We start from the raw sequence: 15,417 nt of genomic DNA, 5'->3' as shown, positions 1-15,417 counted from the left end.
AAAAAGCAGGACACAAAAAAACCCCTCGGCGTCACAAGGGGTTCTTTCGGTGACCTTCCGGGCGGCTGGATAGCCGGTTTTGAATCAGCGGCCCTTGGGCGGGTAATCCAGTTCGCCGAACGTGTATTCGCCGCGCGCCTTGGCGTCGGCCAGTTCCTGGCGAACTTCCGCACGGGTCTTGCCGGCGGTCTGCGAGACGGCCTTGGGCGGATAGTCGAGTTCAGCGCTCGTCACCTGGCCTGCGGCCTTGGCAGTTTGCAGTTCCTGCTGAACCTGTTCGCGCGACAGGCTGGTGGTCTGAGGGGCAGCGGGCGGATAGTCCAGTTCGCCGAACGTGACGGTGCCCGCGGCCTTGGCGGCTTGCAGTTCCTGCTGGACTTGTTCACGCGTCTTGCCATCGGCGTGAGCGGCGGACATGCCAACCAGAGTTGCGGTAACCATGAGTGCGGTTGCTAGGGCTTTCATTGCGATGACTCCATCCTAAACGTTGCACATCGTCTTGCGCCAGGCTGGCGGGCTCGATATGACAATTTGATTGCTGGGACGAAGTATCTGGCGATTGGCGCTAAGTAAAAACCCTTAATTTGGGGAACATATTTGCACGGATGGGACAATTGCGTGCCGAATCCGGGTCATGGCTCTATGTGGAACGGGCCCGCAATGGTTGCGCAGGATGATGCCAAACCTCGCATTTGTTCAGTTTCCCGCAAGGTGGGTATCGCAATATGAAGCCCCCACGCGATGGAATTGTTGTTCAAAGTGGAGAAATAGACATTTCTACTGGCGGGACAATAATTCCATTTATCATACGAATCTGCCAGAAATGGAAACTTGAGTCTCGAGGACATTCATGGACATTCAGCTTAACGACATCGCGCTATTCGTCGAGGTCGCCAAGCGCAAGAACTTCAGCCACGCCGCCGAAGCCTTGAATATCCCGACCTCCACGCTCTCGCGCCGGGTCAGCGAACTGGAACGCAGCGTGGGCATGCGGCTGCTCAACCGCAGCACCCGCAAGATCGATCTGACCGAAGCCGGCGCCATCTACTTCGAACGTTGCCGCCATATCGTCGAAGAGGCGCGCATCGCGCACGACCAACTGCTGGACATGGCCGTGCAGCCCAAGGGCCGTCTGCGGATCTCGCTGCCGACCAGCCTGGCGCAATTGTTCCTGCCCGCCGTGATCCGCGAATTTCGCGAACAGCATCCGGATATCGAATGCGACTTCGATCTGAGCATGCGCCCGATCGATCCCATCAGTAATCCCTTCGACCTGATCCTACGTTTCGGGCAGCAGCCCGATTCCAGCCTCATCTCGCGCAAGATCGTGCTGATGGCGCACCAGCTCTATGCGTCGCCCGAGTATCTGGCCCGCCACGGCGAACCGCGGGTACCGGCGGACCTGACCCACCACGAATGCCTGCGCCCCACCATGCGCGAGGAATCGTCCTTCTGGATGCTCCATTCGGGCGACAAGGTCGAGCGCGTGCAGGTGTCTGGCCGCCTGTCGGCCAATAACGTGGGGATGCTGGGACGATTGGCCGGTCAGGGGTTGGGCATCACGCCGCTGCTGGTGTTCGACGCGATGGAGCGCGCCATCAAGCAGACGGGGTTGGTGCGCGTGTTGCCGGAGTGGAGCCTGACGCCCCTGCCCTTGTTTGCGCTGCTGCCCTCGCGCATGCTGCCGGCCAAGACCAAGGCTTTTCTGGATTTCATCCAGCCCCGCTTGTCTGACGCCTGAGGAAGGTGCGCAGGGCGGCCTTCTGCGAAGGAGGCGGCTGATGCCGTACCGCTACGGCGTCGTGTCCGCGCCGTACTGACAGACCGTGTAGAGCGGCGTGCCGGTGGCAGCCACCTTGGCGGACCCGCCCAGATCCGGCAAATCAATGATCGCGGCGGCTTCCACAACGTTGGCGCCCAGGCGCTGCAGCAGCTTGATGGCCGCGAGCATGGTGCCGCCCGTGGCGATCAGATCGTCCACCAGCAGGACACGCTGGCCCGTCCGGACCGAATCCGTGTGCATTTCGACGGCCGCGTTGCCGTATTCGAGCGAGTATTCCTCTGCCACCGTGCGGTAAGGCAGCTTGCCCTTTTTGCGCACGGGCACGAAGCCCAGGTTCAGTTCATAGGCCAGCACGCTGCCCACGATGAAACCGCGCGCGTCCACACCCGCCACCAGATCCAGGCGCTGGCGCATGTAGCGATAGACGAAGAGATCGATCAGGACGCGGAACGCACGCGGATCCTGCAGCACCGGCGTGATATCGCGGAACGTGACACCGGGTTGGGGCCAGTCCGGAACGCTGCGGATGGTGCGCCGGATGAACTCGGCGTTGTCGGTCTGCATGGATACGGCCCTGAGTGAATTGAAGCAAGGCGAACTATAACCGCGCCGCCGCGCTTAAGCCAGGATTGCCGCATGCGATGACATGTCATGCAGTCGACCGTTGCGCAACACATGGCAACGGTGCACCGCGCCCTCGGGCAGGGCCGCGTGCGTGGCCAGCACCACGGTGCGTCCGCGCACCGCGTGTTCCAGGTCCGCAAAGAATGCCGCTTCGGCCGCGCCATCCAATCCCGCGGTCGGCTCGTCCAGCACGATGACCGCGGCGGGCGCCAGCAACGCCCGGGCCAGGCACAGGCGCCGCGCTTGCCCGGCCGACAGCTGCGAGCCGGTTTCGCCAGCCCAGGTGTCCAGGCCATCGGGCAGACCGCGCACGAAATCACCGAGTCTTGCTGCATCCAGCGCCTGCCACAGCGCGCCATCGTCGGCGTCGGGATTGCCGATCAACAGGTTCGTGCGCAGCGTGCCCAGAAACAGGGGCGAATCCTGCGAAAGCAGGACGATCCGCCGGTGCCAGTCGGCCTGCGCACATTCGCGCGCATCGCATCCGCCGAAGCGGACCTGCCCTGCCTGCGGATCTTCAAGCCTTAGGATCAGATGCAGCAGCGTGGATTTCCCCGCGCCGCTTGGGCCCAAGATGGCCACGCGTTCGCCCGGTTCGATTCGCAGGTTGATGTCTTTCAGCACCCGCACGCTATCGCCGGCGGCGCGGGCCGGATAGGCGAAGCCGACACCATCCAGTTCCAGCGCGCCGCTGTGGGGCAAGGGGCGCGGCACCGCCGGATCCTGCATGTCGGGTTCGCATTGCGTGACCTCGCGGATGCGCGCGGCGGCCGACATCGCGGATCCCATCCGCGATGCGCCCCGCATGATCGGACCGGCGACCTCGAAAATGCCGATGACGGCCAGCAGCAAGCCCGCCAGGACGGGGGCTTCGATCCGCCCCGCCTCATGCGCGGCAAGCCCAAACCACAACAGCGCCATCACCGCCACGCCCGCGGCCACCTGCAGGAACCATTGCCCGCGCACCGCCACCCGCGCCTGGCTGCGGCGCGCCTGGGCGCTGGCTTGGCACAGACGCTCGAAATGCGCCAGCGTCTCGGCCTGGGCATTCAGGGCCACCATGTCGGCGTGGCCGTCAACCGCATCCAGCGTGGCGGCGCGTAGCCCCGCCGCGCTTTCCTGCGCGGCCGCGCCTGGCTTGCGCGCCGCACGCAGCAGCCACAGGGGCACGATCACGCACGCCGTCAACAGCGCCAGCGCAAAGACCAGCGCCGCCGCGGGGACCCATTGCCCCAGCACAGCGGTCAGCACCGCGCCGGCAACGATGGCGGTGGCCAGCGGCGCCAGCACAAACAGAAAGACCGTATCCAGCGCATCGACGTCGTTCGTCATGCGGGCGACCAGATCGCCGCTGCGATAACGCGCAAGCTGGCGCGGCGTCAGCCGGATCAGCGCCGAAAACACCAAGGCGCGCAGATCCGCCAACAAGCGCAGCGTGGCGGCATGACCGACCACCCGGTCGGCATAGCGCGACACGATCCGCAGGAAGGACAGTCCCCGCACCAGCGCGGACGGCGCAAACAGGTTGAAGACGCTGCCGGCGCCGGCCAGGAACGCGCCCGTCAGGAACCAGCCCGACACGCCCAGCAGTCCCACGCCGGCGGCCACGGTCGCCAGCGCACAGAACAATGCGAGCAAAAGCCCGCCTTTGCGGCGTGCGTATAGCGGCAGGAGCAACAGCAGATTCTTCATGCGTCTTCCACGCCGCCGGCGGCGATGCGCGCCACGCGCGGCAAGCGTGCGGCCACAGCGGGCGCGTGCGTCGCCAGCACCAAGGTGCGGCCAGCGGCAAATTGCAGAATCTCATCCAGCACGCGGGCCTGCGTCGCGTCGTCCAGGTGGGCGGTGGGTTCGTCCAGCAGGATAAGCCCCGGATCGCGCAGGAACAGGCGGGCCAGCGCCACGCGCTGCGCCTGCCCGCCGGACAAGCCGTGGCCGCGGCTGCCCAGCACGGTATCCAATCCTTGCGGCAGGTCCTGCGCGAATTCCAGCACGCAAGCGCGGCGCGCGGCATCCTCGACCTGCGCATCCGTGGCGCCGGGCCGGCCCAGCCGGATGTTGTCGGCGATCGATCCGGCCAGCAATTGCGGCCGCTGGCCGATCAGCGCCACACGCTGGCGCAAGGCGGTCTCGTCCCATTGCGCCAGCGGCAGGCCATCGATGCGAATATCGCCGTCGGCGGGCCGCAGGCGCGCCATGGCCTCGATCAGGGTGGACTTGCCGATACCGCTCGCGCCCATCAGCGCCATGTGCTCGCCGGGCGCGAGCACAAGCGCCGCATCGGCCAGCACTGCGTGGCCGCGGCCCGGCGCCTCGACCCGCAAGCCATCAATGGCAACCGCGGCGCCCTTGCCGGCATGCGCGAGCTTGCCGCCCAAATCGGGCGCTGCTTCGGCCTCGGCTTGCGGCAGGCCATCGAACAGGACGGCAATTTGCGTGACGGCGGCCAGCGCCGTCGCGCGATCGTGATAGTGGGCGGCAAACTGGCGCAGCGGCGCGTAGACCTCGGGCGCCATCAACAGGCAGAACAGCCCGGCCTGCAGCGTCAGCGGCGACCAGCGCATGTCCAGAAATCCCAGGTAAGTCAGGCCGATGTAGACCGCAATGCCCGCCACGCCCAACGCGGCAAAAAATTCCAGTACGGCCGAGGACAGAAACGCGATGCGCAGCACCGACATCGTCCGCTGGCGCAGCGCATCGCTGGCGGCCACGACGGACTGGGCCTCGGCCTGCGCGCGCCCATACAGCTTCAGCGTGGACAGCCCGCGCAACCGGTCCGCGAAAAACCCCGACAGCCGGGCGAACGCACGCAGGTGGCGGCGGCTGGCGCCTTGCGCGCCCCACCCCACCAGCGCCATGAAGAGCGGAATCAGCGGCGCCGTGATCAGCAACACCAAACCCGCAATCACGTCGACGGGCAGCAGCACCACCGCGAATGCCACCGGCAGCATCGCGGCCGCGGCCATCGCGGGCAGATACTTCGCAAAGAATCCATCCAGCGCCTCGACCTGGTCGACCACCGCGCTCGCCAGTTCACCCGACGTTTTGCCGCGGCTCCAGTAAGGGCCTTTTTGCACCAGCCGCAGGAACAGCGACTGGCGAACGTGGCGCTTGATGCGCTCGGAGGCATCCGCGCCGGCGCGCTCGCCCGCCCAGGCGATGCACGCGCGCAGCAGCATCAGCCCCGCAATACCGGCGATGCCGCCCAGCAGTTCATGCCGCGGCACGCCGCCAACGATCGCCGAGTCCAGCACGCTGGCAAGAAGCCAGGCCTGCACGACGAGCAATGCGCCGCTGACCAGCGGCGCGGCGCCCGCCACGATCAGCGGATACCGCGCCGTTCTGGCCAGTCCCATCAGCCACCGCGACTGTTCGCGCGGCGGCTTCTGCAGGGACGCCGACGGGTCGTGCTCGAGGCTGCTTGCGCCGCCGCTCACTCGACGTCGCGGCTGGCGCGCGGGTCATGGGTCTGACCTTCGCGCAGCTCGAACCACATCGCATTGAGAATGGCGAATGCGCACGCCAGGCCAAGGCCGAGAATCCACGAGAAATACCACATGGACGAGGCTCCTTTATCAGTACGAGTTGGGCGTGTCGCCCACCGAATCATGGGTGACCTTGCCGCGCATGACGCGGTACACCCAGCCGGTGTAGACGGTCACGATCGGCAGGAAGATGGCCACGGCAATCACCATGATCCACAGCGTCAGGTGGCTGGACGAGCCGTCCCAGATGGTCAGGCCGGCCTTCGGATTGGTCGAGGACGGCATGATGAACGGAAAGAGCGAGAAGCCCACCGTCAGGATCACGCCGGCGATCGACGCCGAGGACGACAGGAATGCCAGCATGTTGGCGCGCACGGTCAGCAGCAGCGCCGCCAGCACCGCGCCGGCCACGCCCAGCGCGGGCGCGATCCACATCCACGGCCACTTCGCGTAGTTGGCCATCCAGGCGCCGGTCTGCACCGACACGGTCTTTAGCATCGGATCGGACGGCGCGGACATATCGACCGCGCTGGTGATTGCATGACCCGGCACGCCGCCCGCGACCCAGAAGCCGCCGGCCACGAACAGCACTGCCGTCAGCACCGCGCACAGACGGCCCCAGTTGCGAGCGCGCGAGGACACGGGATCATCCGTGCGCCACGCCAGCAGCACCGCGCCATGCATGGCCAGCATCATCACGCTCAGCACGCCTGCAAGCAGGGCGAACGGCATGAACAGCTGGAAGAAGTGCCCTTCGTAGATCGGGCGCAGCGTCACGGCATCGAACGTGAACGGCACGCCCAGCACGATGTTGCCCATCGCCACGCCGAACACCAGCGACGCCACCACACCCGAGAAGCACAGCACGGCGTCCCAGCGATTGCGCCAGCGCGTGCCTTCCATCTTGCTGCGGTACTTGAAGCCCACCGGCCGCAGGATCAGCGCCAGCAGGACCAGCATCATCGCCAGGTAAAAGCCCGAGAACGAGGCGGCATAGAGCAAGGGCCACGCGGCAAAGATGGCGCCGCCCGCGGTGATTAGCCAGACCTGATTGCCTTCCCAGACCGGCCCCACCACGTTGATGACGATGCGCCGCTCGGCGTCGGTCTTGGCGACCACCGGCAACAGCGCCGCCACGCCCAGGTCAAAGCCGTCCATGACGGCAAAGCCGATGAGCAAGGCGCCCAGCAGCACCCACCACACCACGCGCAGCGTGCCGTAATCAAAAGGAATTAGGGTATCCATTTGCGTTTCTCCCCTCAGGCGCGCACGGCGGCGTGGACGGGATCGGCGGCGGCATCACCCGGCGCCGGCCCGTCGGATTTCGGTCCGGCCTTGATGGCATGCAGCATGACCTTCACGCCGATGATGAGCAGGATCGTGTACAGCACCAGGAAGATCGACAGGCTGATGACGAGGTCGGTCATGGTCAGACCCGACGCCGCGTAGTACGTGGGCAGCACGCCTTCGATCACCCAGGGTTGGCGGCCGTATTCGGCGACGAACCAGCCGCTTTCGATGGCGACCCACGGCAGCGGCAGGCTCCACAACGCCACCTTGAGCAGCGCCGGACGCTTGTCCAGGCGGCCGCGCGAGGCAAGCCAGAACGCCACGCCGAAGAACAGTATGAGGTACATGCCCACCGCGACCATGATGCGGAACGCCCAGAAAAGCGGCGCCACGGTCGGCACGGTATCGATCGCGGCTTGCTTGATGTCCGCTTCGGTGACCTTGCTGATGTCGGGCTGATGGCGCTTGACGAGGAGCGCGTAGCCCAGGTCCGGCCAGGTCCTGTCGAACACCATGCGCGCATCCACATCCTTCGGGTTCGCGCGGATCTTCTGCAGGGCCTCGTAGGCCACGATACCGTCGCGGATGCGATTCTCGGCGCGCAGGATCAGGTCATTGATGCCCAGCAGCGGCGTGGTCAGCGAACGCGTGCCGATGATGCCCATGACATAGGGAATCTCGATCGCGAAGTCGTTGCGGCGCTCGGCCTGGTTCGGGATGGCGATCAGGTTGAAGGACGCGGGTGCGGGCTCGGTGTGCCACATGGATTCCATGGCCGCGATCTTCATCTTCTGGTGTTCGGTGGTCAGATAGCCGCTTTCATCGCCCAGCACGACCACCGACAGTGCGCCGGCCAGGCCGAAGCTGGCAGCTACCGCCATCGAGCGCTTGGCAAGGTCGATATGACGGCCGCGCAGCAGATACCACGCACTGATCGACATGACGAACATGGCGCCCGCCACGTAACCGGCGCTGACGGTATGCACGAACTTGGCTTGCGCGACCGGGTTGAAGATGACCGCGGCGAAGTCGGTCATTTCCATGCGCATCGTGTCCGGATTGAAGACCGCGCCGACAGGGTTCTGCATCCAGCCGTTGGCGATCAGGATCCACAGCGCCGAGAAGTTCGTGCCGAAGGCCACCAGCCAGGTCACGGCCAGGTGGCTGACCTTGGACATGCGGTTCCAGCCGAAGAAGAACAGGCCGACGAAGGTGGCTTCCAGGAAGAACGCCATCAGCCCTTCAAGGGCCAGCGGCGCGCCGAAGACGTCGCCCACGTAGTGGCTGTAGTAGGACCAGTTCATGCCGAACTGGAACTCCATCACCACGCCCGTGGCCACGCCCAGCGCGAAGTTGATGCCGAACAGCGTGCCCCAGAACATCGTCATCTTCTTCCAGATGGCGCGTCCGGTCATGACGTACACGCTTTCCATGATGGCCAGGATGAACGACAGGCCAAGCGTGAGCGGCACAAAGATGAAATGGTAGAGCGCAGTCGCGGCGAATTGGAACCGCGAGAGATTCACGACATCGAGATCAATCATGAGGCTGCTCCCAAGGCGTCGACGCGCTGCGGCAACCGGCATGGTTCCCAGGCCGTCTACCGCGCCATGTTAGGGGCGTTGCATACAACTTCATAGAGGTTTCCTGAAAAATCGGGGCGTGATGGGTCAGCCCTTGCCCCGCAATTTGCCGGCGAATCCCAACACCTTCTGAACCTTGGAACCAAGTTTCATGAGGCTTTGCAAAGTTTCGGGCGGCAGCCGTTGAACCTCATCGAACCACCCCGTGGATAGTTCGATGAGCTCCAGCATCTCGGTCATTCGTTGTTGCGCGTAAGCCTCGTCGGGGCCGGACGGCGACTCCAGCAGCGTGTCGCGCAGGAGCGTGAGGGTGGGGTCGACTTCGCGCTTGCGCTTCTCTTCCATGAGGATGCGGAAGATTTCCCAGACGTCCTTGGGGGTCTCGAAGTAGTCGCGGCGGTCACCCACCTGATGCATCAGCTTGACCAGGCGCCAGGACTGCAGCTCTTTCAGCCCGAGGCTGACGTTCGAGCGCGAAAAGCCCAGGGCCTCGGCGATATCGTCGGCGTTCAGCGGCTGCGGCGCGAGAAACAGCAGCGCGTAGATCTGGCCGACGGTGCGGTTCACGCCCCAACGGCTGCCCATTTCACCAAAGTGCAGGACAAATCGTTCGATCTGGGGGGAAAGCGCCATGAGGATCAGCCAGTAACACAGCGAAGGGCTGCACGACACATGCAGTTACTTCGATTTCAGAAATTTCTGAAATTATCGAACAAACGATGAGAAAGCGCAAACCACACTGCGCTCAGGGGCGAAGGCGCAACCGGGCGCCATTCAGGGCGCGGGCAGGCCAAATTAGCCGCCGAACGTGACAGCCATACAACACAAATCGGGGAATAGCGCCCAGCAAAAACGCCACCGGCCGGTTGGCGGGTGGCGTTGATGGGAGGGAAAAAGCGGGGTAACGGCGGGCGCTACCCGGTCCGGGGACAGGCCAGCGTGGACGATCAGCCGGCCTTGACGGTCACGGCGGCCGACACGCGCTTGGCCTTGGCGCGGGCGGCAGCAACGTCTTCCGCCACGGCCAGGCCCACGCCCATGCGGCGCTTGACGAAGGATTCGGGCTTGCCGAAGAGGCGAATGTCCGTGCCGGGCTCGGCAAGCGCCTCGGCCACGCCATGGAACGTCACCGCCCGGGCTTCCACACCGCCATAGATGACGCTGCTGGCGCCCGGCTGGCGCAGGCTGGGGTCGACCGGCAGCCCCAGCAGCGCGCGCGCGTGCAATTCGAACTCGTTCTGCACCTGGGTAATCATGGTGACCATGCCGGTGTCGTGAGGACGCGGGCTGACCTCGGAGAACCAGACCTGGTCGCCCGCCACGAAGAGCTCGACGCCGAAAATGCCCAGTCCGCCCAGCTCGGACGTGACGGCCAGCGCGATGTCGCGCGCACGCTGGAGCGCCGCCGGCGACATGGGATGCGGTTGCCAGCTTTCGACGTAGTCGCCATCCACCTGCTTGTGGCCGATGGGTTCGCAGTAGCGGGTCTCGACCTGGCCGTCGGCGCCGCGGGCCCGTACGGTCAGAAGCGTGATTTCGTAGTCGAAGCGGATGAACCCCTCGACGATGGCGCGGCCGCCCCCGACCCGTCCCCCTTCCTGGGCGTAGCGCCACGCGGAGGCCACGTCGTCGGCGCTCTTGATGACCGACTGGCCCTTGCCCGACGAGGACATGACCGGCTTGATGACGCAGGGATAGCCGATGCCGCCGTCGATGGCCTGGCGCAGCTCGTCCTCGGTGTCGACAAAACGGTAGGGCGAGGTCGGCAGCCCGAGGGTCTCGGCCGCGAGGCGCCGGATGCCTTCGCGATTCATGGTGAGCTGTGCCGCGCGGGCCGTCGGGGTGACCCGCGCCACGCCGGCCGCTTCCAGTTCCACCAGCAAGCTGGTGGCAATGGCCTCGATTTCGGGGACAATAACGTCCGGTTGCTCCGCTTCGATGACCTGCCGCAAGGCCTGCGGGTCGGTCATCGACACCACATGCGCCCGGTGCGCCACCTGATGGCCCGGGGCGTCGGCATACCGATCCACCGCAATGACTTCGACGCCCAGGCGCTGCAGGGCGATGATGACCTCTTTGCCCAGTTCACCGGAACCCAGCAGCATGACGCGGGTGGCCAAGGGGGACAGTGGCGTGCCAAGGACGGGACTGGAAATGCTGGACATGGAGCGGGCCTGGAAGGAAAGTTTGAAAGCCGTTGAAAGACTCGCCAGCATGCCATACGCCCCTGCGCGGGGCAAACTAGCGTACTGCGATTAAAATCCGCCCCATGAACGACCATCCCACCTCTTCGTCCGGCACCGCGCTGGCATCTGCGCGCAGAACGCTTCAGATTGAAAGCCAAGGGCTGCAAGACCTGTCCGCCCGGCTGGACGACAGCTTCACGCGTGTCGTTGACCTGCTGCTCGCCTGCCGCGGACGGGTGGTCGTCAGCGGCATCGGAAAAACGGGACACATCGCCCGCAAGATCGCCGCGACGCTGGCTTCCACCGGCACGCCCGCCTTTTTCGTGCATGCGGCCGAGGCCGTCCACGGCGATCTGGGCATGATCACCCGCGACGACGTCCTCATCGCGATCTCCTATTCCGGCTCAGGCTCGGAATTGCTGACGATCCTGCCGGTCGTGCGCCGCATGGGCGCGGGGCTGGTTGCCATCACAGGCAACCCGCAATCCGAACTGGCCCGGCAGGCCGACATTCACCTGGATGCCAGCGTGGCTCAGGAAGCCTGCCCGATGAACCTGGCGCCCACCGCCAGCACGACCGCCGCCCTGGCGCTGGGCGACGCCCTAGCCGTCGCCTGCCTGGAGGCCCGCGGTTTCGGGCCGCAGGACTTTGCCCGCTCGCACCCGGGCGGCGCGCTGGGCCGCCGCCTGCTCACCCACGTGCGCGACGTCATGCGCCAGGGAGACGCCCTGCCCATCGTCATGGCGGGCACCCCGGTATCGCAGGCGCTGGAGGTCATGTCGGCCAAGGGCATGGGCATGACGGTCGTCACCGACGCGCAGCACCGCCCGCTGGGCATCTTCACCGACGGCGACCTGCGCCGTCTCATCGCGCGGCACGGCGATATCCGCAGCCTGACCGTCGAGGCAGGCATGACGCGCTCGCCGCGCAGCATCAATCCCGAGGCGCTGGCGGTCGAGGCCGCCCGGCAGATGGACGAACAACGGCTCAATCACATGCTGGTGTTGGACAATGACGGCGCGCTGGTCGGCGCATTGCACATGCACGATCTGATGGCCGCTAAAGTGGTATGACTATGAACCTTTCTGCTCCCGTGAATCACCCGGCCGAAGCGCTGGTGCTTGCCCGTATCCCCGCCATCGTGCGCGAACGCGCCGCGGCCGTGCGCCTGATGGTTTTCGACGTGGACGGCGTGCTGACCGACGGCAGCCTCTATTACGGCGAAGGCGGCGAACTGCAAAAGCGCTTCCACGCGCTGGACGGCCACGGGCTGCGGCTGCTGATGGAAGGCGGCCTGAAAGTGGCGCTGATCACCGGACGTTCCGGCCCCATCGTCGCCCGCCGCGCCGCGGAACTGGGCATCGCCGAAGTCATCCAGGGCGTGCGCGACAAGGGCAGCGCCTTGACCGAACTTGCGCAGCGCTGCGGTGTCCAACTCAATCAAACCGGCTACATGGGCGATGACATCATCGACCTGCCGGCCTTGCAGCGCGCCGGCTTTGCGGCCAGCGTGCCCAACGCTCCCGGCTACGTCAGCCAGGCGGCCCACTGGGTTTCCACCCTGCCCGGCGGAAGCGGGGCCGTACGCGAATGCTGCGACCTCCTCTTGGCCTCGCAAGGCCGCCTGGGCGCGTTCCTGGCATCGCCGGGCCTGCTCGGCCCCGGAGCCATCCAGTGATCGCCCCGTTAACGAATACGCCCTCGCGGCGCACCCGATGAAAGAACGTTTTCCCTCACTGATCGCGCTGTTCCTGCTGCTGGTGCTGGTTACCAGCTCGTGGTGGGCGGCCGATTACGCGCAGCGCGCCATCCAGGTGGACCCGCCACGCCGCGTCACCCACGAAATGGACGCATGGTCGCGCGAATTCGTGATGCTGCGCACCGATCCCACGGGCAAGCCCATCAATCGCCTGGAAGGCGACTACATGGAGCACTTTCCCGACGACGATTCGTATCACGTCACCGCGCCGCGCGCGGTGGGCCAGCGCGAGACCAATCCGATCACGGTCGCGGTTTCCAAGACGGCCGTGATGGAACAGGGCGGCAAGCGGATCGTCATGCAGGGCGACGCCCACGTGCTGCGCCAGCCCGATGCCGAAAACGACATGCTGGACGTGCGCAGCCAGCAACTCATCATCCTGCCCGATGACGACGTGGTCTTCACCGACCTGCCCGCCACGGTCCTGAAGGGCCGCTCGCGCATGCAGGGCACGGGCATGCACTACAACAACAAGACTCGCCAATTGCAGGTGTCGGCGTCGACCGACGTGGAAATTGCCGGTTCGGAAGGCAGGCAGCAGCGCCGCACCGAAATTCCTGCCAACAACTCTAACCAGAAAAAACCATGACCGACCTTCGGACCCTCTTCGCCCCGACGACCCGCCTGATGGGCGCCGTGCTGTTGACGGCTTGCGCGTTTGCGCCGGCCCATGCCGCGGACCCGAAGGCGGCAACCCCGGCTGAAGAGCCCAGCACGCTGATCCTGTCGGACACGCTGCACTACGACGACGTGAAGAAACAAAGCGTGTTCACCGGCAACGTCAACATGACGCGCGGCCTGATGACGCTGACGTCCGACACGCTGCAGATGAACGAGGACGCGCAGGGCAACCAATACGGCACGGCCACCGCCAACAAGGGCAAGGTCGTCACCATCCGCCAGGAACGCCCCGAGAACTTCGAACTCATCGAAGGCAAGGGCCTGCGCGCCGAATACGACGGCACCAACAGCACGTTCGACCTGATCGGCCAGGCCATCGTGACCCGCTACGTCTGTGGGAAACCGTTCGATACCATTCGCGGCGAACGGGTACGCTACAACGAGAAGTCCGGCACGTACGAAGCGCAAGGCGGCCCGAATTCCGCCGCGGCTGGCGGACGCGTGCGTTCCTTGGCCGAACCGCGCGCCAAGCTGGACGCCGCTGTCGCCGAATGCCGCAAGCAGCAGGCAGCCAAGAAAGGGCGCTGAAGCGCCTCCCATGCAACACCAATCGCAGCCACGATGAACCAACCTTCAGTGCCGACCCCCGTGACCTCTGCCCCTTCGGGCGTCAAGCAGGGCAGCCTGCGCGCAACCGGACTGCGCAAGACCTACAACGGCCGCACCGTGGTGCAGGATGTGTCCCTGTCCGTGGTAAGCGGCGAAGTCGTGGGCCTGCTGGGCCCCAACGGCGCCGGCAAGACCACCAGCTTCTACATGATCGTCGGCCTGGTGCCCGCGGATGCGGGCCGCATCGAAATCGACGGCGCCGTCATCACGGCAATGCCCATCCACAAGCGCGCGCGCATGGGCCTGTCGTACCTGCCGCAGGACGCTTCCGTGTTCCGCCGCCTGACGGTCGAACAGAACATCCGCGCCGTGCTGGAATTGCAGGTGGGTCCGGACGGCCGTCCGTTGACGACGCCCAAGATCAACGAGCAGATGGAGTCGCTGCTCGAAGAACTGCAGATCGGCCACATCCGCAGCAATGCCGCGATTTCGCTGTCGGGCGGCGAACGCCGCCGCGTGGAAATTGCGCGCGCGCTGGCGACCAGCCCGCGCTTCATCCTGCTGGACGAACCGTTTGCCGGCGTGGACCCCATCGCGGTCATCGAGATCCAGCGCATCGTGCGCTTCCTGAAGGGCCGCGGCATCGGCGTGCTGATCACCGACCATAACGTGCGCGAAACCCTGGGCATCTGCGACCGCGCCTACATCATCAGCGAAGGCAAGGTGCTGACCGACGGCCACCCCGAGGAAATCGTGGGCGACCCCGCCGTTCGCCGCGTGTACCTGGGCGAACACTTCCGGATGTAACCCCATGCTGAAAGACACCGTAACGCCTGGGAAAGAAGGGCCATACGCCCTAGGGGCTCAGCCATAAAATTGCCATGAACTTGCGGTAGGTCAGCTTGTTTTATCGGCCCGAGTCTATACACTAGTACTAAACGAACCTGCTTATTGAAGGAGAACGCCTAACGACTTCACCGCGCCTTTTGCGCACCTTTTTCCTCTTTTAGAAGGAGAGCACACTATGAACCTGAGCATCTGCGGTCGTCACCTCGACGTCACCCCGGCCATCCGGGAATATGTCATGAACAAACTGGCGCGAGTGCTGCGGCATTTCGATCACGTCATCGATACCCAGGTCATGCTCTCAGTAGAGCCCCTGCGGCATAGAGCCGAAATCACCATGCGACTGAGCGGCAAGGACATTCATTGTGAAGCAACCGATGAAAACCTCTATGCAGCCATCGACCTTCTTGCTGACAAAGTCGACCGTCAGGTCATCAAGCACAAGGACAAGGTAAGAAGTCATTCAGCAGAGTCCGTGAAGCGGCAAGCGGCGACCCTCTCGCCACCCCAGCAGTAACGCGCTTCATGACCGCTCACCTGAGCGACTAGCCGTACAGGGATCCCAGGATCCTGCCTAAGTCCCGGTGTCCCGCTAGACCTTGTGTCCAGCCGGGGCATCGGCAAAGTCCCC

Annotated in this window: 16 protein-coding genes; 7 read left to right on the top strand and 9 right to left on the bottom strand. The window is 65.2% G+C overall.

All coding sequences use genetic code 11. The annotated features are described in order from the left end of the window. Positions 1–84 precede the first annotated feature (84 nt). On the bottom strand, positions 85–465 hold the full coding sequence (locus ASD87_RS07980) for a DUF4148 domain-containing protein (RefSeq protein ID WP_056319630.1): 381 nt from the start codon (positions 463–465) through the stop codon (positions 85–87). Positions 466–850: 385 nt separating this feature from the next. On the opposite strand from ASD87_RS07980, the gene ASD87_RS07975 reads away from it, so the two are divergent. Continuing rightward, positions 851–1,741, top strand: a complete 891-nt coding sequence (locus ASD87_RS07975) for a LysR family transcriptional regulator (RefSeq protein ID WP_056319627.1) — start codon at positions 851–853, stop codon at positions 1,739–1,741. Positions 1,742–1,792: 51 nt separating this feature from the next. Here ASD87_RS07975 and ASD87_RS07970 read toward each other — a convergent pair whose 3' ends face one another. From ASD87_RS07970 to purT, 8 genes are all read right to left on the bottom strand, one after another. After that, positions 1,793–2,347: an adenine phosphoribosyltransferase gene (locus ASD87_RS07970; RefSeq protein WP_056319625.1), complete on the bottom strand. Its 555-nt coding sequence runs from the start codon at positions 2,345–2,347 to the stop codon at positions 1,793–1,795. Between the two features lie 54 nt (positions 2,348–2,401). Beyond that, the gene (cydC, locus tag ASD87_RS07965; protein ID WP_056319623.1) at positions 2,402–4,099 is read right to left on the bottom strand and encodes a thiol reductant ABC exporter subunit CydC; all 1,698 of its coding nucleotides are present in this window, start codon (positions 4,097–4,099) and stop codon (positions 2,402–2,404) included. After that, positions 4,096–5,844, bottom strand: a complete 1,749-nt coding sequence (gene cydD, locus ASD87_RS07960) for a thiol reductant ABC exporter subunit CydD (RefSeq protein ID WP_056319620.1) — start codon at positions 5,842–5,844, stop codon at positions 4,096–4,098. Before cydD ends, cydC begins: the two co-directional genes overlap by 4 nt. Continuing rightward, positions 5,841–5,966, bottom strand: coding sequence for a cytochrome bd-I oxidase subunit CydX (gene cydX / locus ASD87_RS07955; protein WP_056319618.1), 126 nt, complete (start codon positions 5,964–5,966; stop codon positions 5,841–5,843). Before cydX ends, cydD begins: the two co-directional genes overlap by 4 nt. A 16-nt stretch (positions 5,967–5,982) precedes the next feature. Further along, complete coding sequence (gene cydB / locus ASD87_RS07950; protein WP_056319614.1) at positions 5,983–7,137, bottom strand: cytochrome d ubiquinol oxidase subunit II; 1,155 nt, start codon at positions 7,135–7,137, stop codon at positions 5,983–5,985. A 14-nt stretch (positions 7,138–7,151) separates the two neighbouring features. Continuing rightward, positions 7,152–8,726 carry a cytochrome ubiquinol oxidase subunit I gene (locus ASD87_RS07945; RefSeq protein WP_056319612.1) on the bottom strand — a complete coding sequence of 525 codons (1,575 nt, stop codon included), beginning with the start codon at positions 8,724–8,726 and terminating at the stop codon, positions 7,152–7,154. Positions 8,727–8,852: 126 nt separating this feature from the next. Continuing rightward, a complete protein-coding gene (locus ASD87_RS07940; RefSeq protein ID WP_056319609.1) occupies positions 8,853–9,398 on the bottom strand; it encodes a GbsR/MarR family transcriptional regulator in 546 nt (181 codons plus the stop codon). A gap of 314 nt (positions 9,399–9,712) precedes the next feature. Next, entirely contained in the window at positions 9,713–10,930 is a 1,218-nt protein-coding gene (gene purT, locus ASD87_RS07935; protein WP_056319606.1) for a formate-dependent phosphoribosylglycinamide formyltransferase, read from the bottom strand. A 104-nt stretch (positions 10,931–11,034) separates the two neighbouring features. Between purT and ASD87_RS07930 the strand changes: the two genes are divergently transcribed. The 6 genes from ASD87_RS07930 to hpf all read left to right on the top strand — a co-directional run bounded on the left by ASD87_RS07930 (position 11,035) and on the right by hpf (position 15,303). Beyond that, complete coding sequence (locus tag ASD87_RS07930; RefSeq protein WP_056319605.1) at positions 11,035–12,024, top strand: SIS domain-containing protein; 990 nt, start codon at positions 11,035–11,037, stop codon at positions 12,022–12,024. After that, positions 12,021–12,629 carry an HAD family hydrolase gene (locus ASD87_RS07925; RefSeq protein WP_082586232.1) on the top strand — a complete coding sequence of 203 codons (609 nt, stop codon included), beginning with the start codon at positions 12,021–12,023 and terminating at the stop codon, positions 12,627–12,629. The genes ASD87_RS07930 and ASD87_RS07925 overlap by 4 nt, the downstream gene beginning before the upstream one ends. Before the next feature lie 37 nt (positions 12,630–12,666). After that, the gene (gene lptC / locus ASD87_RS07920; RefSeq protein ID WP_056319599.1) at positions 12,667–13,299 is read left to right on the top strand and encodes an LPS export ABC transporter periplasmic protein LptC; all 633 of its coding nucleotides are present in this window, start codon (positions 12,667–12,669) and stop codon (positions 13,297–13,299) included. Next, a complete protein-coding gene (lptA, locus tag ASD87_RS07915; RefSeq protein ID WP_056319596.1) occupies positions 13,296–13,919 on the top strand; it encodes a lipopolysaccharide transport periplasmic protein LptA in 624 nt (207 codons plus the stop codon). The genes lptC and lptA overlap by 4 nt, the downstream gene beginning before the upstream one ends. Positions 13,920–13,952: 33 nt before the next feature. Further along, positions 13,953–14,747 (top strand): LPS export ABC transporter ATP-binding protein, encoded by a 795-nt coding sequence (lptB, locus tag ASD87_RS07910; protein ID WP_056319593.1) that lies wholly within the window; start codon positions 13,953–13,955, stop codon positions 14,745–14,747. 217 nt (positions 14,748–14,964) lie between these two features. Next, positions 14,965–15,303 carry a ribosome hibernation-promoting factor, HPF/YfiA family gene (hpf, locus tag ASD87_RS07905; protein WP_056319592.1) on the top strand — a complete coding sequence of 113 codons (339 nt, stop codon included), beginning with the start codon at positions 14,965–14,967 and terminating at the stop codon, positions 15,301–15,303. Positions 15,304–15,417 lie beyond the last annotated feature (114 nt).

Source organism: Achromobacter sp. Root170, assembly GCF_001428165.1.
Lineage (GTDB): Bacteria > Pseudomonadota > Gammaproteobacteria > Burkholderiales > Burkholderiaceae_B > Achromobacter > Achromobacter mucicolens.
This window is presented reverse-complemented; position numbering and strand designations above follow the sequence as displayed.